Source organism: Alteromonas abrolhosensis, from assembly GCF_001953635.1.
Taxonomy (GTDB): domain Bacteria; phylum Pseudomonadota; class Gammaproteobacteria; order Enterobacterales; family Alteromonadaceae; genus Alteromonas; species Alteromonas abrolhosensis.
This window is the reverse complement of record NZ_MEJH01000006.1, coordinates 61,169-82,087: the sequence shown is the minus strand read 5'-3', so window position 1 is coordinate 82,087 and position 20,919 is coordinate 61,169. Positions and strand designations below refer to the sequence as shown.

15 protein-coding genes are annotated in these 20,919 nt (G+C 45.8%); 6 read left to right on the top strand and 9 right to left on the bottom strand.

All coding sequences use genetic code 11. From position 1 onward, the window contains the following. The 3 genes from BGK61_RS10680 (at window position 1) to BGK61_RS10670 (ending at window position 3,356) form a co-directional block, all read left to right on the top strand. A complete protein-coding gene (locus BGK61_RS10680) occupies window positions 1–771 on the top strand; it encodes a thiazole synthase (RefSeq protein WP_076026064.1) in 771 nt (256 codons plus the stop codon). Next, a complete protein-coding gene (gene thiH, locus BGK61_RS10675; protein WP_076026063.1) occupies window positions 768–1,901 on the top strand; it encodes a 2-iminoacetate synthase ThiH in 1,134 nt (377 codons plus the stop codon). Before BGK61_RS10680 ends, thiH begins: the two co-directional genes overlap by 4 nt. Before the next feature lie 228 nt (window positions 1,902–2,129). Next, window positions 2,130–3,356: a threonine/serine exporter family protein gene (locus BGK61_RS10670; RefSeq protein ID WP_076026062.1), complete on the top strand. Its 1,227-nt coding sequence runs from the start codon at window positions 2,130–2,132 to the stop codon at window positions 3,354–3,356. Window positions 3,357–3,455: 99 nt separating this feature from the next. Here the strand turns inward: BGK61_RS10670 and BGK61_RS10665 are convergent, their stop codons facing one another. The 4 genes from BGK61_RS10665 to BGK61_RS10650 all read right to left on the bottom strand — a co-directional run bounded on the left by BGK61_RS10665 (window position 3,456) and on the right by BGK61_RS10650 (window position 8,099). Beyond that, window positions 3,456–4,622, bottom strand: a complete 1,167-nt coding sequence (locus tag BGK61_RS10665) for a YcjF family protein (protein WP_076012641.1) — start codon at window positions 4,620–4,622, stop codon at window positions 3,456–3,458. A 2-nt stretch (window positions 4,623–4,624) separates the two neighbouring features. Next, the gene (locus BGK61_RS10660) at window positions 4,625–6,010 is read right to left on the bottom strand and encodes a YcjX family protein (RefSeq protein WP_076012642.1); all 1,386 of its coding nucleotides are present in this window, start codon (window positions 6,008–6,010) and stop codon (window positions 4,625–4,627) included. A gap of 213 nt (window positions 6,011–6,223) precedes the next feature. Continuing rightward, complete coding sequence (locus tag BGK61_RS10655) at window positions 6,224–6,985, bottom strand: MBL fold metallo-hydrolase (RefSeq protein ID WP_076012643.1); 762 nt, start codon at window positions 6,983–6,985, stop codon at window positions 6,224–6,226. Window positions 6,986–7,175: 190 nt separating this feature from the next. Continuing rightward, window positions 7,176–8,099: a LysR family transcriptional regulator gene (locus BGK61_RS10650; protein ID WP_014996838.1), complete on the bottom strand. Its 924-nt coding sequence runs from the start codon at window positions 8,097–8,099 to the stop codon at window positions 7,176–7,178. A 211-nt stretch (window positions 8,100–8,310) separates the two neighbouring features. On the opposite strand from BGK61_RS10650, the gene BGK61_RS10645 reads away from it, so the two are divergent. Continuing rightward, entirely contained in the window at window positions 8,311–9,531 is a 1,221-nt protein-coding gene (locus BGK61_RS10645) for an acyl-CoA dehydrogenase family protein (protein ID WP_076012644.1), read from the top strand. A 124-nt stretch (window positions 9,532–9,655) separates the two neighbouring features. On the opposite strand, the gene BGK61_RS10640 is transcribed toward BGK61_RS10645, so the two are convergent. From BGK61_RS10640 to BGK61_RS10620, 5 genes are all read right to left on the bottom strand, one after another. Further along, entirely contained in the window at window positions 9,656–10,180 is a 525-nt protein-coding gene (locus BGK61_RS10640; protein WP_076012646.1) for a hypothetical protein, read from the bottom strand. A gap of 187 nt (window positions 10,181–10,367) precedes the next feature. Next, entirely contained in the window at window positions 10,368–12,461 is a 2,094-nt protein-coding gene (locus BGK61_RS10635) for a TonB-dependent siderophore receptor (protein WP_014996835.1), read from the bottom strand. Window positions 12,462–12,602: 141 nt separating this feature from the next. Then, window positions 12,603–13,724 carry an ABC transporter permease gene (locus BGK61_RS10630; protein WP_076012645.1) on the bottom strand — a complete coding sequence of 374 codons (1,122 nt, stop codon included), beginning with the start codon at window positions 13,722–13,724 and terminating at the stop codon, window positions 12,603–12,605. Window positions 13,725–13,726: 2 nt separating this feature from the next. Further along, on the bottom strand, window positions 13,727–16,450 hold the full coding sequence (rbbA, locus tag BGK61_RS10625) for a ribosome-associated ATPase/putative transporter RbbA (protein WP_076026061.1): 2,724 nt from the start codon (window positions 16,448–16,450) through the stop codon (window positions 13,727–13,729). Further along, window positions 16,447–17,511, bottom strand: a complete 1,065-nt coding sequence (locus BGK61_RS10620) for an HlyD family secretion protein (RefSeq protein WP_076026060.1) — start codon at window positions 17,509–17,511, stop codon at window positions 16,447–16,449. Before BGK61_RS10620 ends, rbbA begins: the two co-directional genes overlap by 4 nt. Before the next feature lie 186 nt (window positions 17,512–17,697). Here BGK61_RS10620 and BGK61_RS10615 point away from each other — a divergent pair, with 186 nt between their 5' ends. Together BGK61_RS10615 and BGK61_RS10610 are read left to right on the top strand one after the other, a co-directional pair. Beyond that, window positions 17,698–18,300 (top strand): class I SAM-dependent methyltransferase, encoded by a 603-nt coding sequence (locus tag BGK61_RS10615; protein WP_234349546.1) that lies wholly within the window; start codon window positions 17,698–17,700, stop codon window positions 18,298–18,300. A gap of 37 nt (window positions 18,301–18,337) precedes the next feature. Next, entirely contained in the window at window positions 18,338–20,914 is a 2,577-nt protein-coding gene (locus BGK61_RS10610) for a DEAD/DEAH box helicase (RefSeq protein ID WP_076012887.1), read from the top strand. Window positions 20,915–20,919: the final 5 nt, after the last annotated feature.

The window sequence follows — 20,919 nt, the reverse complement described above, 5'->3', positions numbered from 1 at the left end:
ATGCTAACACTCGCAAATCACACCTTCCCTTCACGTTTATTAACCGGCACGGGCAAATTTAGTAATCCAGACACCATGAAAAACGCGGTTCAGGCAGCTAAAAGCAGCATGGTGACCTTGGCAATGAAGCGCGTTGCTAGCCATAGCTCACAAGATGAAACGCTTTCGGCATTAAAAGCATTAGGCGTTACTCTGTTGCCGAATACCTCTGGAGCAAAGAACGCGAAAGAAGCCATATTCGCCGCTGAACTTGCGTATGAAGCATTAGGTAGCCCTTGGGTAAAGCTTGAAATTCATCCAGACCAGCGCTACCTGTTGCCCGACTCAATCGAAACCCTGCTTGCCGCAGAGGCACTGGTTAAAAAAGGGTTTCACGTTTTGCCCTACTGCGGGGCAGACCCGGTATTGTGTAAACGCTTGGAAGAGGTAGGCTGCGCCGCCGTTATGCCATTGGGCGCGCCTATTGGGAGCAATCAGGGCTTACAAACCGAACCCTTTTTGCAAATTATTGTTGAGCAAGCGTCGATACCCGTCATTGTAGATGCAGGCATTGGTAAGCCGAGCGAAGCCATGGCGGCCATGGAACTGGGAGTAGACGCGGTACTGGTAAATACGGCTATCGCCACGGCTAAGGACCCAGTTGCTATGGCAGCAGCTTTTGCAAGCGCCGTAGAAACGGGGCGAAAAGCCTTTGAAGCTGGACTTGGTGCTACCAGCAGTTTTGCCCAAGCCTCTAGCCCGCTTACCGCCTTTTTGGAGCCGGCGGTATGAAAGTAGCACAGGCATTAATGCAGCAAGACTTGTCGCATTTGGCTATGTCGATAAACAGCAAAACAGCGGGCGACGTAGAACGAGCGCTAGGTAAAGATACGCTGTCTCTAGACGACTTCATGGCATTAATTTCTCCCGCTGGCGCTCAGTACTTAGAAGCCATGGCCTATCGCGCTAAAGCAATGACTCGTCATCGCTTTGGCAACACCATGCAGCTGTTTGTGCCTTTGTATTTATCAAACTTGTGTGCCAACGAATGTACCTATTGCGGCTTTACCATGAGCAACAAAATAAAGCGCAAAACCCTGTCTATAAGCGAAGTGTTAACCGAAATTGAAGCCATTAAAGATTTAGGCTTTTCACAGGTGTTACTGGTTACTGGCGAGCACGAAACTAAAGTGGGAATGGATTATTTTGAGCAAACCCTAAGCGCCATTCGCGAAAAAGTGAGCTACCTTATGATGGAGGTACAGCCATTAAAGCGCGAGCAATATGAAACCTTGAAGTACCTGGGGTTAGATGCGGTGTTGGTGTATCAAGAAACCTACTCACCGCAGCACTACGCCAATTACCATACCCAAGGTAAAAAACAGGATTTTTTATGGCGCTTAGAGGCCACCGATCGCATAGGAAAAGCCGGCATTGATAAAATAGGCATTGGCGCACTACTGGGTTTGGGAGACTGGCGGGTTGATAGCGCCATGACCGCCCTTCACGGCAAGTTAATACAGCAACACTACTGGCAAAGCCGTGTATCCATTGCTTTTCCGCGCCTTCGTAGCTGCGAAGGTAACACCACCGGCGGTAACGTCCTCACCAATAGTAAACTCCCTAACGAGCGAGATTTGCTGCAGCTCATCTGCGCCCACCGCATATTTAACCCTCAAGCCGAACTCTCGCTGTCTACCCGAGAGTCAGCGGTATTTCGAGATGGGGTAATGCCACTTGGCATAACGTCGATGAGTGCTGCCTCGCAAACACAGCCGGGCGGTTACAGCGCGCCATCGAAGGCACTAAATCAATTCGATATTGACGACAACCGATCTGTGTCAGACGTCGTGAGCGCACTTTCAATGAAAGGATTAGAGCCTGTTTGGAAAGACTGGATGCCTTTCACACAGCGCACTTAGGAATAGGAAAAGCATTTTGTTTTGTGAAAAACGTAGTTTAATTCATCACTTTTCTACCCCTTTAAACGATTAGTTTTTTTAAGGGAAAATAAGAGAAAATTTGTTTTGCTTTCGTGCAAAACCCTCCGTACAATCCGCCCAAATTTTAGCCAGACACTTTTCCTATGCGTCTGGCTTTTTTGTCTCATTTATCTCATATTAGATTTATCAAAACTAAAGGGCAGTGCGTTGGATACCGTTGAATTTATTCAAATTCGTAGATTTATAGTGAAGCTAGGCAAAATGCTGCACAAGTACGGTACCCCTGCGTTCCGTCTTGAAGCTTACCTTGGCGAAGTTGCTAAGTATTTAGGTGTACACGCTTCATTTATTTCGACGCCAACTTCGCTAACTTTTGTTATCTGGAGCGACCGCCACGAAGACGAATACAACCATGCTGCGCGTTTGCTTCCTGGTGAACTGGACATGAATGCGTTGTCGCTCACCGATGAACTGGCCAGTGAACTTCTGTCAGGCAAATTAACCTTAAGTGAAGCTGACAAGCGCTTAAATGAAATAGACGCCATGGGCAGCCCCTACGGTAAATGGGTTACAGGTATTGCCTTTGCTATGGCCACCGGCGCGTTTGCTATGCTAATGGGTGCAAGCTGGAGCGAAATTGGCTGGTCAGGCGCTTTGGGTATAGTGGCATATCTTTGGACCTTATGGGCGCAGCAGTCTAAACGCGTAAACTTAATGCTAGAGCCTGTCACCGCGTTCGTTGGCGGCATTCTTGCCTGCGCTATTGGTCAATTCGTTGACCCGGGCATTAACATTCCGCTGGTAGTGCTTTCATCAGTAATTGTGTTTGTACCCGGACTAGCGCTGACGATGGGCCTTGCCGAGCTTTCATCGCGAAACATGGTGTCGGGCACCGCCCGTACCATGGACGCCATCATGCAGCTGTTTAAGCTGTACTTTGGTGCGTTTCTGGGTGTGTCGGTAGGCTTTAGTGCGTTTGGTGAAAACGTGTATACCCCTGCAGAATCGCTGCCTTACTGGGCTACATGGCTGGCGGTATTCTTGCTGTGTATTGCCCTAGTTGCGATATTCAGAACACGCATTAAACACATTCCATGGGCATTGGCGGCAGCATTTATTGCCTACAGTGCTACTGCATGGAGCTCTGATTACATGAGCCCTGGGCTAGGCGCGTTCGTGGGTGCATTTGCGTTAGGTATTTTTGCTAATGCGTTCACCCGCATTGCTAACCAACCCGCAACAATTGTGGCTATGCACGGGCTTATAGTGCTGGTGCCGGGGTCTAAAACCTATATTGGCTTGAACTCGTTTATGACGGGCCAAGACTTTGTAAAGGCCGACCATTTGGGACAGGAAGTATTTCTTATCTTTATGTCACTATTGGCGGGATTAATCTTTGCTAACGTAGTAGTGCCCACTAAAAAGGCGCTATAACGTAACGACTGCAACCTTATGGGGCTCTCGCTAACATACTGTTGTTGTAGTTAGGCTACGCAAAATCAATAGCGCAGCCCAAAAAGCAGGCAAGACGCGCTATTTAAGCAACTTGATCAACGCTCGTCCTAAACGGGCGTTGAGCGCACCTGCAGCAATAGCTTCAGCAGAATTTTCCATAAACTTTGCAGACAGGCTGCCGCCGATTTGATTGGCAACCTCATCGGTAGCTAAGTCAAACACGCCTTGCGCCGCAATGTTTTGCGCCAACACTTTGAGCAATTTCCAGTTTCCTGCTGTACTTGGTCTTAGTCCGTACACACGGGCCATTCGACGAATGGTGCGAAAGCTAATCCATACCACCGCGAATGTTTGAATAAGATTATTTGGGCTTATAAACGCAAGGCTTCCGGCGGTCACCGACTCTTTATTCAGCACCTTGTGCGCCTTTTCCTGAACCGGTTTTAGTACCGTGTCTTCGTACAGGCCTAATCGTTCTGGGCCTGTCATGTCGTCTTGAAGCTGTTGCTTGTAACGCTCGAAACAATGCGCTGCATAAGAACCACGCGAAAAGCGTTTGCCGTGCTGGCTTAGCACGCGGTCTATTTTCTGTGGCGATGCTTCTGTTCCCGCTGAGGTCTCTTGTTGCGCTAAAGGCTTTTGTTTCGCTGAAGGCTCTCCTCCCGCTGATGGCTTTTGTTTCGCTAAGGGCTCTCCTCCCGCTGATGGCTCTACCCCATTACTAGCCAGCAAATCTCGGATAACGCTTGCATCTTCCATCGCCGTATTTACTTGCTTGTAGCCTCGCCACTCTTTAAAACTCAAAAAGCTAAAGCAGCTAACAAATCCAACTAATAGCGCGCCTAGTACACCTGTACCGATGGGGTGCTCAGAAACGTTTGCCGCAAGGGTGGTATATGCTTCAAATACGAAAAATCCAATTAAGGAAAACACACCAAACCCTAGTGTTGCCGCACCTAACGACAGGCCACTATTTTTGGCGTCGACTTCCCATATATCTTCAGCAACTTGCTTGGGAAGTTTGGTTTCAGGCTGCGCTATATCTAAAGTTTGCGTTTTAACTTTGGTTTTGTATTGTGGCTTTTTTACCGCATCACTTTCACTGTCATTATTGGGTTTACCATACCCAGTTGCCGTATTGCGCTGCGCTTCCTCATCGGCATTGCCGTAAATTGCATCGCTTCTAAGCGTAGACTGGCTTACCTGCTCTGGGCTTTCGTCAAATTTATAAGGTTTATCGCTCATTCTTACTCTCCTTTGCCCAGTAAAAACTGAAGCAATCTGTCTACGCCCTTACCCGCTAAAATGCGCGCCTTAAAATCGTTAGGCACACTCACATCGGGTACTGGAAAATGGCTACCCTCTTCCATCTCTTTTAGTGTGCTGGGAATAGGTTCGAACGTAGATTCTACATAGCGGCCATCAGCGTCTTTATAACGAATAGCATCGTCGTTACTACCCTCATCAGTCACTTGCATGCTAGACACTAGAAAATGCTCGAACTGAATAGGTTTACCATCGAACCGTGCTCTGGCTCCTTCGGTAATTTGGGTAAGTAAATTAAGTAAGTTAGCGCGCTGACTTACGGGCACAAGATCAGACTTAGTGGCCACAAACGCCACTTTGCCAATTTGCTCTTTTTTCAGCACATTGCGTGAAAACCAAGTACTTTGCCCGTACACAAAAGTATCTGCCAAGTGACTCAGGGTTTCCTTCAGCTGATACAAATGCTGCCTGCTGTGGTTAAGCCCTTCAAACAAGTCGACAAGAATTATCTGCTTGTCGGTCTCTTTAAAAATGGACTGCTTCAACGGCGTTAACCACCCACTTTGGAATTTAGCAAAGTGCTTATTGAACACTTTAAACCAGGGGTGTGACACATCGCTGGTAATGCTAGATGGCAGCGGCGTAAAACCAAACGCCTGCCAGTCGAAATCGCTCGACTCCAATAAAAAACTGCCCGGCTGAAGAAGCGATATACCGTTGGCCTTAGCTTCTACTAAATAATCGCGATAAGCATTAACCAGAAGCTGAATGCGCTGCTCGGTTGGCTCTTGTTCGAAATCAAACTGATTAACAAACGCTTTCCACTGGTTAGCAAAATACTGTTGCGGGCCACTACTAAGCTGCGCCCACGCAGAGTCTGACCAATGGGCATAGGTTTTACTTAGCATGGGAATGTCGGTCACCCATTCTCCGGGGTAATCGATAAATTCAAATACCACGTCGCTGTGCGGGAGTACATGACGCTTAAGCGAGGCAGTCTCTTTTAAACGCACCACCAGCTTAAAACCGAATGCTTCTTCAGTGGCCTTAGGCCATTGCCCGTTTTCAAGATCAGCAATGTTTTGCAAATGTGGAAATGGTTTGTAGCCTTCAATGGGCTCTATGCGCATATCAAGCACTTGGGATGGCGGCAAATAACGTAGCAGAGGCAAACACGCATAGCCCTCTTCGCTACGGCTTTTCAGCATAGTAATGAGGCTGGTGAACAGCATAGATTTACCGCTTCGACTAAGCCCAGTAATGGTGAATCGGTGGGTTTCTTTATTAAACACACTGCTAAGTTTGTCGCCAGTTAGCGACGCCATTGCCCGAGTCTTGTCAAAAAGCGTAGCGATATTTTTTTGCATTATTTTGTTTGTATTCTGCCTTTGCAGTTCCTATTCGCTTGAACCTAAACCCTTTAAAAATAATGTGCAAAGAGGGCTGGTCTTACATCTTTGCCTTCACATTATTATAGATATGCTCATAGGATTAATGTGGTTGTTAACGCAGAAAAGCAAGGGCAGTGCCAGCTAAACACGCTACTTTATGACTAAGCAGCGCAGTTCGAATATTGTTTATTAATGCTCGCGGGTTTGATTAAAGAGCTTTTTCTTAATGCGGTTCTTACTGGAATGCCAGTGATTCTTGGGCTTGCGCGGTGCGTTTTCGATAACGTGTTCAAAATCGATATCCGACTTTTTAGTGGGCGGCACGTGGGCGCAAAAGAATGTATCAATATGTGACTGAGCGAGCCTTTTTAAGCTTTCGCGATATTGATTTGGGTGGCATAACGGATACGGTGGTACTAATTCACCTTTCACCTGTACCAAAACATCGGCAATGTAAGCCTGATGCGTAGGAATGTGCTGAAGCGTTAAGTCGTGATCGGTATGACCTGGCGTATACATGACCTGCCAATCTGGGAAACCGGGCAGTGGTTGGTTGTCGGCAAGGGTCATATCTGGCGTTAGTATCGGGTTGTACCATATGGGCATTTTTGGCTTACCAATACGGTTAGCCACCCACCAGGTTAGCAGCAAATCTATACCGTGAGCAGTACGCCCAGCAAACCCAGAATACCAATTGATGGCTTTAGGATGAGATGCCACCTGCGCGCCAGTTCGCTCACGCAGCTTAATGGCACCACCGGCGTGATCGGGGTGCATGTGTGTAACCACAATCAGCTTTAAATCACTTAACGGGCGCCCTAAGGTTTGCGTAATAAACTGACAGACCTTATCTACATCGGCGCGGCTACATCCATCAAGCAATAGCAGCCCGTTACTGTCTTCAACCAGATAAATATGCTGTATGTAGCCTGCTAATGTGTGAATTTTCATTACTGCTTCCTTTTCACCCTAACTCGCGCCGCTTAGCAAAGTGCCTGCAGTCAAACCTAAGCCCCCACTTTGCTTCGTGCTTCTATATTCCATGCTTATACTGCAAACGTAGCTTGGCACCGCAACACGTTGATACCACTTTAGTACCCGTGATGGAATTAACGCCGTTAGCGCTGAATCCTATCAGGATCTATCTGGTAAGACCAGATTCAGCGAACAAGTGTAGCATTAAATTTCGTAACCACATTAGACCCGGTTCGCCTTCCTGTTGGCTATGCCAGTAAAGATGGGTTTCCAAGGCTGGTAACTGATACGGTAGTTTAGTGCTAATCAGATTATCGTCGCTTACCGCATCAGCCACGGATCCAGGCAAAGTTAATAAAGCGTTAGTCTTAGCAACCACGTCTGCCGCAGCCCGATAGTTTTGGCAGCGCCACAAAGAAGGTCGGCTTACGCCCAGTTGTTGCAATGCAATTTCTTCCACCGACGCCCCTTTTGCGCGATTAGACACTGTAATATGGCGTGCCGCCACATACTTTTTCTTATCTATATTCTGAGCCAACGGGTTTTGCTTATTCATAAGCACTTTATAGGTGTCGCGACGTAACAACGAGTGCGAGATGGGCGCAGCAACGGCGCGACCTATATCGATGACTAAATGCAGATTGCGGTTAGTTAAGTCTGCCAGCATAGCGTCGCGATGTAAGCGAGTGCTTACTATTTCAATATTAGGAGCCTGCCTTTCAAGGGTTGAAAGCAGTACAGGCAAAACCCCTAATTCAAGAGACTCTTGCATAGCGATAACAAAGCGCTGATGGCTATGTAAAGGGTCGAAGTCAGCAAACTCCCCCAGTGCTTTTCGAATATCTCCCAAGGCTTTTAGGATAGTGGGCGCCAATCGTTCGCAGGCTGCGGTTGGCAACATGCTTTGTTTTTCTTTCACAAACAGTGGGTCGCCCAAAATATCCCTAAACCTGCGCATGGCATGACTAACGGCCGAGGGCGTAATGTGAAGCGCTTCCGCTACGCGGGTCATATTTCTGTGCTGCCACAGCGCTTCAAAAACCTTTAGCAGGTTTAGATCTAGTTTTTCGAATTGTCTGCTTTCAAGCATTACCAGCACCATGAACGAAATTCACAACAAGCAAGGATTATATTTCATTTCATTCACTGAGCAACTTTCACTAGTATGGATTTAAGGAATAGTGTTCGCACGCCTAGAAACGGCCCATCAACTTTGTTTTGACTGACCGGTGGCGTGATGCGAAGCACAACTACTCTACTTTTAAATATTACAAACTAAATGAACTGCAAAAAGGTGCCCTATGGATTTTTCACATAACGACAAAACCAAAGCCTTACTAGAAAAGCTCGATAACTTTATAGCCGAGCATATAGCGCCTATCGAAAATGAAGTTTACGACTTTCACCATACAGAAAATAATCACGGCGACTGGAAGAGTTGGAAGCTACACCCTGGTACAGAAGCGCTGAAAGCTAAAGCGCGCGAAGCAGGGCTAGCCAACCTATTTTTGCCCGATGCTGAATTAGGCCAAGGCCTTACCACGCTTGAATATGCGCCAATGGCTGAGCGCATGGGTAAATACCTTTTTGCACCAGAGATTTTTAACTGTAATGCGCCTGATACCGGCAATATGGAAGTGCTGTATCACTTCGGTAGCGATGCTCAAAAAGCGAAATGGCTTAAACCATTGCTGGCAGGTGAAATACGCTCGGTGTTTGGTATGACAGAGCCTGATGTTGCATCGTCTGACGCCACCAATATGGCCGCTACTATTATCGAAGACGGTGATGACGTAGTGATTAACGGCAAAAAGTGGTGGTCGACAGGCCTTGGCCACCCTAACGCTGCAATAACCATATTCATGGGATTGTCTAACCCAGATAACGACAAACACAGTCGCCACAGTATGGTAATAGTGCCACTTGATACACCAGGGATCACCATCAAACGTATGCTAGATGCCTATGGCGATTTTGATGCCCCTTACGGCCATGGGGAAATGCATTTCGATAATGTACGTGTGAGCAAAGACAACCTAATTATGGGATTAGGAAAAGGCTTTGCTATTGCACAAGGGCGCTTGGGCCCTGGCCGTATTCACCACTGCATGCGTGCTATCGGTATGGCAGAAAAAGCCCTAGAGCTTGCTCTGAAGCGCGGTCACGAACGCGTTGCGTTTGGTAAACCAATCATCCGCTTAGGTGGCAACTTAGAACGCGTAGCAGATGCTCGTATGGCTATTGAACAAGCACGATTGCTTACTCTTCACGCCGCATGGAAAATTGATAATTTAGGTGTTAAACACGCCATGACTGAAATCTCGGCTATTAAAGTGGTAGTGCCTAACATGCTACAAAACGTGGTGGATATGGCGTTACAAATTCACGGTGGTGCGGGTATGTGTAGCGACTTCCCTCTGGCGCGATTTGCCGCTGGCGCAAGAGCACTTCGCTTAGCTGACGGCCCTGACGAGGTACACAAAGGCATGGTGTCTCGTTTAGAGCTTAAGAAGTACCTATAAATTAAAGACAAAAAATGCGGCTTTAGGCCGCATTTTTGTATGTGAAATATAAATTGTTAGGCTAGTCATCGATATGTGAATTCGAGACATGAATGCTAGCCTATGTACACCTTGCGCTGTTAGGTTAGTTGGTCTGTGATACGGCTTCCTGCTGCATGCGCTGATGGATTGCATCGAGCTTGGAAAAACTCTGATACAGTTCTGGGTGCGTAGCTATCAGTGCCGATACATGTTCAAAGACTTCTTCTCTTGTATCTTGCGTTAACAAACGTACGTGCTCATTGGTAGGCAATCGGCTCATGTCGATGCCGTGTTGGGACGGTGTTTGCTCAAGCATAGAACGAAAATCTTTCACATAGCGCGGCTCACAACTTTTGCGCCCTACTTGGCTGCCAATAGGTTTGTGATATTGGCAAACCATGTCAGTCTGGGCAGTTTCGCTTATGCGGTTAAAAAGCGCGAGAAACGCGAAACGTTGTTCATCAAATGCATGCTTTAACTGAGGTGTGGCTTTCTCGTCTATGGCTTCAGCAATGTCATAGCTGCGCGGATTTGTATGCGCCGACAGTTCGCAACACATACAAATGCCCGCTGTCAGCACAGCGAGTTGGAAAGTATGATTAAACGCATTGCTTAAATGCTTAGTCACTTGAAACTCCATCTTCTTAGTGTTTAGTAACAGTAGCAAGTGGTTTAATTTTAATCAATTAATAAACATTGGCTTTCGCAGGCAAACCTGCAAAGTTGCTCACAACTCGCTGAGAGCACAAACAAAAAATGCGGCCGAAGCCGCATTTTATCATTCAAATTTTCGAGCATTTTTTACGTCGAATACATTAGAAAGTATACGATGCACTCAACTGCGCATTGATACCAGCACCGTAGTAACCAACCGTATGAAGGCTGTTAATGTACTTCTTATCGAAGATGTTGTTGATGTTCATGCGAACAGTGAAATCTTCAGTAAACGCGTGAGAAGCATAAACGTTACCTAGGAAGTATGCGCCTTGCTTAACGTTGTAGTCTACGTTGCTGATTTCAGACTGCCATCTACCACCAAAACCAACTTCAATTTCTGGTGCTTGTGGTACGGTATAACCTAATTGGAACGTAACTACGTCACGTGGTGCCCATAGGTTAGCGTCGTTACCTTGCTGGTCTTCTACGTCAATATTGGTGTATGACGCATTAACACGTAGGTCGTCAGTTAGCTGACCTGCCAGCTCAATTTCAAAACCGTCAGACTCTACCGATACACCTTTGTAGTAATACTGAAGGGTATCAGGGTTAGTACCAGCATAGGCTGCCAAATTGTCTTGCTCAGCAGTGAAATAAGCGAATGTGGTTAGTAGTCTGTCGTCGAACCACTGTGCCTTGAAGCCCGCTTCAAAGTTCTTACCTTTAGTTGGGTCAAGGTATTGGCCGTTTACGTCATACTGCTCTTGTGGCTGATACACGTCAGAGTAACTTACGTACGCATTCACATCTTCTGTTACTGCGTAAGTTGCACCTACATAAGGGCTAGCTTCGCTTTCTGAGTTGTCGATAACCGCACCTGAGTTTTGACCGGTACGCTCAAAATCAATGGCGTTGAAACCCGCAATGATGTGCATTGCGTCAGTTACGCTGAATCGGGCAGAGCCAAAGTAACGGGTAAGTGTTTGCTCAATATTCGAGTACTCAGATACACCCAACCACTCTGGCTCGGCAATAGCGTCTAAGCCATATGGGAAAGCTGGTGTTGGCCCGTATGCCGGTGTGGTGCCGTAATCAAAAGCGTGAACAAAAGACACGTCATCGCTAGTAGCGTGACTTGCACCGAAGTTCACTTCATGACTGCGACCAAACAACTCGAAGTTACCAAATACACGGCCTTCAAAAAGGTGTGAATCAATTTCAGAATCGTAACGACCTGGCCAGCCAACTAAACCTAAGCCAGTTTCTTTATCAATAGCGCCGTACGCATAAAACAGCTTACTTTCATCTTCGTAGCCACGGAAGTTGTAGCTAAGTAGCAATTGCCAGTCGTTGTCGAATTCGTAGTCTAGCTCAACAAAGGCGTTAGTGGTTTCAGTGTCCCACTTTGTCCATTCTTGAGTAGTCGTGTCGTTAATGTCCCACTCGGCTTGGGTGCCGTCGGTGTAGTTAAATACTAGCCCGCCCCACGTGTTGCCATCAGTATTGGCATCTTGGTAAGACAAGCCAAAGGTTACTGTTGCGTTGTCGGTTAACTGACCGTCAATAACACCGTAAACAAAGCCACGATCGTTTTCCAAACCATCTAGGTGAGACTCTTTGTCTTCAAAGCTACCTACCACACGCGCAGCCCAGCGGCCGTCTTCGGTAAGTAACATTGAGTAGTCGCCTTGAACGCGCTTGAAGTTGTAAGAGCCAATGCTTGCACCTACTTCACCACCTTCTTCATTGGTAGGACGCTTGCGCACGTAGTTAATGGTTCCTGACGCGTTACCCACACCTGTAAGTAGGCCGTTCGCACCACGAATCACTTCAATTTCTTCGTAACCGTAAGCTTCAACAGCGCCGGTCACAATACCCCAGTCGTTAGGCAGGCCTACACCATCAATTTGGGTGTTTTTAATTTCAAAACCACGTGCAGTGTAGTTAGTACGGTTGGTTTCCCACTCTTCAACATTGATACCTGGAGCCAGCTTTAGCGCATCGTTAATGTTAAACGCACCAAACGACTGCATAAGGTCTTCAGAAAGAATGCTGATAGACTGAGGCGTTTCACTGATTTCCATGGTCAAGCCAGTTGCACCGCGACTTACACGGTTTTGGCGAACACCCACAATACGAATTTTTTCTACATCTGCTTCTTTTACTTCTACTGTATCGTTTTGCGTGGTTTGTGCATTTACCGACAAAGCAAACGCGATAGGCGTTAGTGCAAATAAACTGCTTAGTTTCATGGTCTTCTCAGTGTTATATGTGGTTATTAACAACAGGGTTATTTTTGAGCGCAGATTATACGTAAAAGTAAAGCAACTTCAAATGATAATTATTACCATTCACTAAAAATAAAGTGAAAGCTCTTTTTAGTAATAAAAATGCTAGGCCATGCTTCCAATTGTGTTTTTGAAGCGTTTAAAGGCAATAAAGTAGAATGCGCACCCTATTAGAAAAAGCGCGATGAGTTGCGGGTATATCACGGTAATGCCTGCACTTCTGTAAAGTACGCTTTGAGATGCCATTACGAAGTGCGTATTAGGCATCAGTAACATTATGTATTGGATGAAATCAGGCATACTTTCTCTGGGTGTGGTGCCCCCTGACAACAATTGAAGCGGTAATAAAACTAATATCAGCAGCAGACCAAACTGCGGCATGGAACGAGCGATGGTAGCCATAAAAATTCCCATACTCGATACCGCAAACAACTGTAATGCAACTGCTGCCATAAATAGGCGAATGTCGCCACTTATTGGCACATCCAACGCGCCCATTATGATTAAGTAGACCGACATTAGTGTAGCGAGCCACACCACCAGACTGGTCGCGAGAATTTTAGAGAGCATGATTTCACTGTTTGAAACGGGCATTGCCAGTAAGTGCTCTATTGTGCCGCGCTCCTTTTCACGGATAAGCGCAGCGCCGGATAAAATAATGGCAATCATAGTAACGGCACTAATCAACTCCATCACAGAACCGAACCAGTAGCTCTCTAATGCTGGGTTAAAACGTGCACGAAGCACTAACTCGACCGGCAGCACAGTTTCACTTTTATGACCTCGTAAATAAGCCCCCACTTCATCGTTAATAATTTCAGTAATGTATCCATTTCCGGTGAAAGCTTGACTGATACGCGTTGCGTCGACGTTTACTTGGATATCGGGGGTTAGCCCCTTACTTGCCTCCTTTTCAAAGTTAGGCGGAATGGTAACTACAAAAGTAAACAAGCCAGTATCGAGAGCTTCGTTAACTTGATGATGCTCAATAATTTCGGGAGTTAGAAAGTAAGGCGGCACAAAAGCATCAATAACTCTTCGGGATAATTGAGATTGGTCGTGGTCGACAAAAGCAATTGGCGCGTTGTGAAGGGTTTCAGGTACCGCCGTTGCGGCCGTGTAAATATTCAGCGTAAAAACGTAGACGATAAGAATAAGCATGGCCGGATCACGCCATAAACTCCACAGTTCTTTAATGCTTAATTGAAAAACAGTTTTTGTTTTCACTCTTAGCGCTCCTGTTTTTTAAGCAAAACAGTGGAAAGCCACAATGTGATAGGTATAGAGAGCGCGATGGGAATAATCGCGAAGTCTAACGAACTAAAATCCAGACCTTTGCTGAAAATACCGCGACTTACCAACAAGAAATAGCTAACCGGATGCACTTCCCCAATAACGCGACCTGCGCCCTCCAATGCAGAAACAGGCGTGATCATGCCAGCAAATTGAACCGCTGGTACCATAGTGCCTATGGTTGTGAGCAAGATAGCGGCAATTTGGCTATTGGTGAATACCGATGCCAGCAAGCCAAAGCTGGTTGAGAACGTGACGAACAACAAAGCTATAACGCATAACGCCACAATGTCACCTTTAAGGGGCACGTTAAACAGCCATACCGCCATTGCCACCAGCAGCAGAAAACTGACGAAAGAAGTTACGATGTAAGGAAGCTGTTTACCAAGTAGAAACTCAAGTTTTGTCACCGGCGTAACGTATAGATTGATAATGGAACCCAGCTCCTTTTCTCGCACCACAGCTAGCGACGTTAATAACGCAGGGATCATCAGAAGTAGCATGGGTATTACCGCAGGCACAATTGCCACTAGGCTACGTATATCTGGGTTGTACAAATAGCGTGATACCACATTAACATCGCTTGTTGACTGCACTTGGCTCATTTGTGATGCTTGCTGAAGCAACCACGTCATGTGAATGCCTGTAACGTAACCTTGTATGGTTTCGGCACGTGAAGGCATAGACCCATCTATCCACGCGCCCAGTTGCACTTGCTCTCCTTTGTGCACCTTCTGCCCAAATTCAGGCGGAATTTCCACGGCAAGAGAAATCTCGCCGCTTTTCATTCTTTTATCCATATCGCTGTAACTAACGATGGCAGGTTGCTCGTTGAAATAGCGCGAGCCAGAAAGAGCACTGCGGTACTCGATACTTGTTGCAGACTGGTCGCGGTCGAACACCGCATAACGCAAATCTTCCACATCCATGGTAATGCCATAACCAATAACCACCATAAGCACCATACTTCCCAGAAATGACATGGTTAGGCGAATAGGATCTCTTATAAGCTCTAATGTTTCTCGGGAGGTATAACTCAGTAACCGGCGAAGGGAATTAGTGTGTTTGCTTGAAGTTGATTGCGCTGTAAAAGCAGCGGGATTTGATGCCGTATCGTTAAGCTTATCTTGAGTAGACTGTGCGTCTAACAAATAGGCGATAAAAGCTTCCTCAAGGGAGTGAGAAGACTTATTCACTTTTATCGCTTCCGGTGTGTCTGTAGCTAAAACCTTGCCCGCATGCATCAGTGAAATGCGGTCACATCGCGCCGCTTCATTCATAAAGTGCGTAGATATAAAAATGGTTACGCCATCTTGGCGCGCTAAGCCTATAAGCAGCTGCCAAAAATCATCCCGCGCAACGGGGTCTACCCCAGATGTGGGCTCATCTAGAATGAGAACTTCAGGTTTATGAACCATAGCGACAGCTAAAGACAAGCGTTGACGTATTCCCAACGGTAAAGCGTCTGGCAGGCTGTGCTGATGATGGTGAAGTGAAAAGCGAGTTAGCATTTCATCCACCCGCGTATTGAGTGTGTTGGCGGCAACGTCAAAAAGCTTGGCGTGCAGCGTTAAGTTTTGCCTTACGGTTAGCTCTGAATACAAGGAAAAGCTTTGCGACATATAGCCTACACGGTATCGCGTGCTAAGGTCGCTTGCGCCTAGCGGGCTACCTAACATCCACGCTTCGCCTGCGGTTTGAGGCAACAGGCCGGTTAGCATTTTCATGGTGGTCGACTTGCCACAACCGTTCGACCCCAGAAACCCAAAGATCTCACCTTTTTTAATACTAAAACTTACCTTGTCTACCGCAACAAAGTCACCAAATTTCATGGTTAGATTCTTCGCTTCAATAGCGGTTTCAGTGTGATTACTCGCTAAGTGAGTTTGAGTATCTACGCGCTGATGCTTGTGCTTAATCTCATCCGGTAAAAGCGCGATAAACGCTGATTCCAAATCAGTGGTATGTGTGCGTGTTAACAGCTCCTCGCTTGTTCCCGTCGCTAAAATTTCACCTGCATTGAGGGCAATTAGATGGTCGAACTGTTGCGCCTCTTCCATGTACGCTGTTGCGACTAAAACCGTTATCTCTGGCCGAGCGGTACGTATGTCGCGAACTAATGCCCAAAACTGACTTCTGGCAAGCGGGTCTACACCCGTAGTGGGTTCATCTAAAATCAATAAGCGAGGGTCGTGAATTAACGCGCAACATAAGCCCAATTTCTGCTTCATTCCACCAGATAGCTTACCCGCAGGCCGGCTTAAAAAAGGATAAAGCCCTGTTCGCTTAGTTAGGTTGTCTATACGGGCCCTGCGCTGTTTACTGCTATGCCCAAACAGCTTGGCAAAAAACTGGAGGTTTTCTTCTACCGTTAGCGTGGGATAAAGGTTTTTACCTAGCCCCTGAGGCATATAGGCAACGTCGGAGCAGATGATTTTTCTGTGCTTATTGCTGCGTATATCCCCACCTAGCACTCTCAGCTGCCCTTGCTGCATCACCCTTTCACCCGCGATTAATGACAGTAAAGTAGACTTCCCCACTCCATCAGGGCCAATTACACCCACCGTTACACCCGCAGGTATAGATAGCGAAACATTACTAAGGGCAGTAGCGTTTTTGTACCGAACCGTTAGGTCGTGCGCCTCAATAATGTTGCTCATCGCTCAATAAACTCAATAAGCTCAGGAAGGCTTTCAGGCCAAGTAGCTTCTTCGTTTAGCTTCACCCAAACAACGCCAGGCAAGCCCGTTTTAACCCTTTCAATGTGTTGATTTAATAAAGAAACAGGTATTTGGGCTTTCACCCTGAACATTAACTTTTCGCGTTCGCTTTGGGTTTCCACCGACCTAGGAGTAAATTGGGCAACGTCAGCCACGTAAGAAATAACCGCAGGAATAGCTATATTGGGCGCTGCATCAAGCACAATTCGCGCCTCGCCTCCTATAGCCAGCCTTCCCACTTGAGAGGCAGGCAAAAAGAACGTCATGTAAACATTGGTGAGATCCACCAGACTTAACACTCTGCCACCGGCGCCAACCACCTCACCAGGCTCAACCACTCGATATTGAATGCGCCCGTTGCGCGGCGCTTTAAGCACCATGTCATTTATTTCAGACTCTATCTGGGCAATGGTGGCATCGGCTGCACTTACTGCCGCCTGCGCCGAGAAGTACTGTGCTTTCGTTGCTTCAATAGTGGCATCGGCAGCAGTTAATCGCGCCTTTGCAGCATTAACCGCAGCCTTGGCGCTTTCTACTGATGTTAGGTTGTCTTCTGCTAGCTGTTTGGATACAGCCCCGGTTTTAGCCAGTTCGCTGGTGCGCTTGGCATGAGCGATAGCCGCTTTTAACTCAGCCTTTGCTTGAAGCAAGGCTGCTTCTAATGCGGCCTTTTCACTCTCTCGCTGGGCTATGGCCATGTTTGCAGCTTCAACAGCGCTTCGGGTTTGCTGGCGCTGCGCTTTAGCCTGCTGCAACTGACTGTTTATGGTAGACGCATCGAGCTTTGCGACCACGTCACCTGCGCTGACCATGTCGCCTTCCCGGACATATATTTCTTCAACACGCCCTGCGACTTTTGCCGAAATACCAATTTCGGTAGCTTCAATTCGCCCGTTCCCCGACACGACATCAAGGTCTTCGTCGCCATTAAAAACCATGCTGACAACCACAAATACAAGCACAACAAACAATATGGATAAGATAAAAGGTGTTTTTTTCACAGTGTGCTCCGGGTATTTGATAATCGAGGTCAAGGTGAGGCTATGACGCTGGGCCAGCTTAAAAAGTATACTGAATAGTGCACTTAGGCTTTGCGCTGGATCAAAGTTTTGGTAGGTTGGATTCGCTAGCCGAGCATGTGTGCATACGGTAAATTAAGGTCAAACAAAGAATGGACTCTGTTCACAGTGACACAAACGATTAAACATTACAGCGAAAAAGCGCAGCATTACTTCGACTTATATAATTCGGTAGATGCCGAGAAGGTACATTGCGATTGGAAAGCCTTTTTGCACAGGACCAATCCGGGAACAGCATTAGATGTAGGTGCTGGCAGTGGCCGTGATGCAAATTGGTTAGCCGAGCAAGGCTGGAAAGTAGTAGCTGTAGAACCTGCTGATGAGTTACGAACCCTAGCAAAGGCTAGTTCATATAACAGTGTTACATGGTGTAACGCCAGCTTACCTGCGCTTACCGCCCTCCCCAAAGAACCAGAAACATACGATTTAGTGCTGCTTTCCGCTGTATGGATGCACCTGCCGGAAAGTGAAAGGCCACGAGCATTAGAACGTTTGGCTGAATTGCTATCAGAAAACGGAACCATGTACATAAGCCTTCGGTTCGGCCCCAATGATGAAGCAAGACCCATGCACCCGGTTAGCTACGAGGAATTGGCTACTTTAGCTAACAACAATGGACTCACCGCACGCAATTTAAACCCAGTTCCGAGTCAGGATGGCTTGAAGCGAGAAGATGTGAAGTGGGTTACGGTTGAAGTGGTGAAGGGATAATGTCGGGAAAAAGTTTTGTGATTATGGATAGAAGTAGATGAGTTTATCGAAGTTATTAGAAAGCAAAGGATTTCAACTAATCGATTCACAATATACTTCAGATCTATACAGTGACACCGCGCAAGAAACTGGCATTATTCTAGATACACGGTTATATGGCACTGACAAACCTAAATTCCCATATCATGAATATACTGGTTGGCAAAATGCGCTTATGCATAAATTTTCCAAGCTATATAGATTCATTGATGATCAAGAACCTGACAATAAGTGGCTTGTTGACACCGTTTTAGGTGAATCAGACGATGAATATGATTTTCAACAATATGGTACTGACAGGCACATAAACGAAATAGATCCCACAAGGCCTGAGTACAACTTCGAAAGCCTATTTGAACAGGTTTATGGTTCTAGGTATCTTTATGCACTTGAACGGGAACATCAATACATAGATCTACGCGGTAAAAGCCGTTATGTAGACTACATGCTAAAAACCCGACACGGTGATATTGCAATTGAATTAAATGGCGAAGCTTTCCATCACCCGTTGGTGATTGATAGAAAACGATACCTCTCCCAGCTACTTAAGCAGAACTCGTTAATGAAAGACGGTATAAAAGTATATCGTTGGTCAAATGCGGGAATGGCTGATGAAAAAAAGTTTGCTGATCAAATTCGGCTTTATTTTGGAAACACGGAATCGTTCTGCGAAAAACCCTCAGCAAGTCAGTTTCGAAACATTAGTTTTTCACTTTTTAAACACCAAAAAGACGCTCTATCTGAGATACAAAATAGTAGAGAGGCTGGAAAAGATACTTTTTTATTGGTACTTCCGACTGGCACAGGCAAAACAGAAGTATTTATCGCTGACCACGATAGGCAGCGAAAACTGGGGCTGGCAAAGAGGGGATTAGTTATTGTTCCTTTCAAGGAACTTCGCGACCAAACAAAGTCGCGATTTGTTGAGCGTAACTCTTGTCTGAATATGTCTTCGGATATAACCGATTTAAAAGCAGATGTTATTGTACAAACAACGCAAGCCATACAGCGGCATTTCTCGTCTCTTCCTTCAGACCACTTTGACTATATTGTAGTGGACGAGGCACATCATGCTCCTGCACAAGGTCTTAAAAGAGTGCTACAACACTTTAAACCCAAAACGCTTCTGGGTTGCACTGCAACCGATAAACGATTGGATCAAAAAGACTTAGCTGAGATATTTGGTCGATACCGACTAAACATGACCTTAGAAGAGGCTATAAAACAACACCTCTTACCACCAATACGCGCTTTTCGATTAGAGAGTAATATTGATTTTTCACAAGTAAGATTTAATGGGAAAGAATTTGTAAAAAGCGACCTCAATAATGACGTCATCATTCCTTCTCGAGATCAGCTGATAGTTGATGTTATTTCTAAATACTTTGGCCAAGAAGACACCACTACCCGCCAATCTCTGTCTTCACTTCAAGGTGTTATATTTTGCGTAGATGTAAGACACGCTAATAGACTCGCTACGCTTCTAAACAAAAACAAAATTAGTGCGGAGGCTGTATCGGCAAACAGCCGAGAAGGTCTAAAAAAATATAAAGAAGGAAAACTACGGTTTTTATGTGCATGTGATTTGTTAAATGAGGGTTGGGATGCCCCCAATACTTCAATTATCGTAATGGCAAGACCGACCATGTCCAAAGTGCTATACATGCAGCAGTTGGGAAGGGGTACACGAAACCACCCAGGAAAAGAAGCGCTTTACGTAGTTGATGTTGTCGATAGCTATGGGCCAGCACTTCAACCTTGGAGCTTACACAGCATATTCAATTTGACTGATTACAAACCTTTCGCTGATGTGTTTAACCCAAACGCAGCACCTGTAGGCGAAGAGATTGTTCTTGATCACCTTTATGAGTCCGTAAGAAATCTAAAACCTATTAAGCTATTTAATTTCGAGGATGAATTCGGTGATTATGTAAATGATGAACAACTTGCAAGAGAACTATTTGTTTCCACGGGCACAGTAAAAAAATGGGTAAAAAACCTAAGTGTAGTTCCTGACAAGCAATTACCGTTTGGCAATAAAATGCTTAACTATTACAAACAAAGTAGAGTTCACGAGATACGCGAAGAAAAAAACCTGAAGCTTCGTAGCGAAGCCACGAGAAGGGAGGATTTTTTCGAGTTTTTGGAGCAACGAGATTATACGTTTTCATTCAAAATCATCTTTTTGCTATTAATGCTTAAGCACGCAGATAAAACTGGCGAAGTATCACTTACATTGCTAAGAGATGATTACCAGTCATTTTATAAAGACTTACTGACAAAATACGGAAAATCTGAAAAACCAAACAGCCCTCTGAATAATGAAGAGTTTTTAAATGACAAAAGTCGGCTAACTAAAAGCATTCTTCAGAACCCATTCGAAAAATTCGAGCGCAAAAGCTTTATGTACCACGCCAAGGATTTAGACAAACTAGCCTTTGATGCTGTTTTGTGGGACAAGCTAGAGAGCAGCGATATAGAGTTGATAAGGATTCAAATGTTTGAAGATGGTGATGATTATTTTTATAAATATATAGAAAGAAATACACTCTTAGCAGACAGCGAATTTTTTTAAAAATA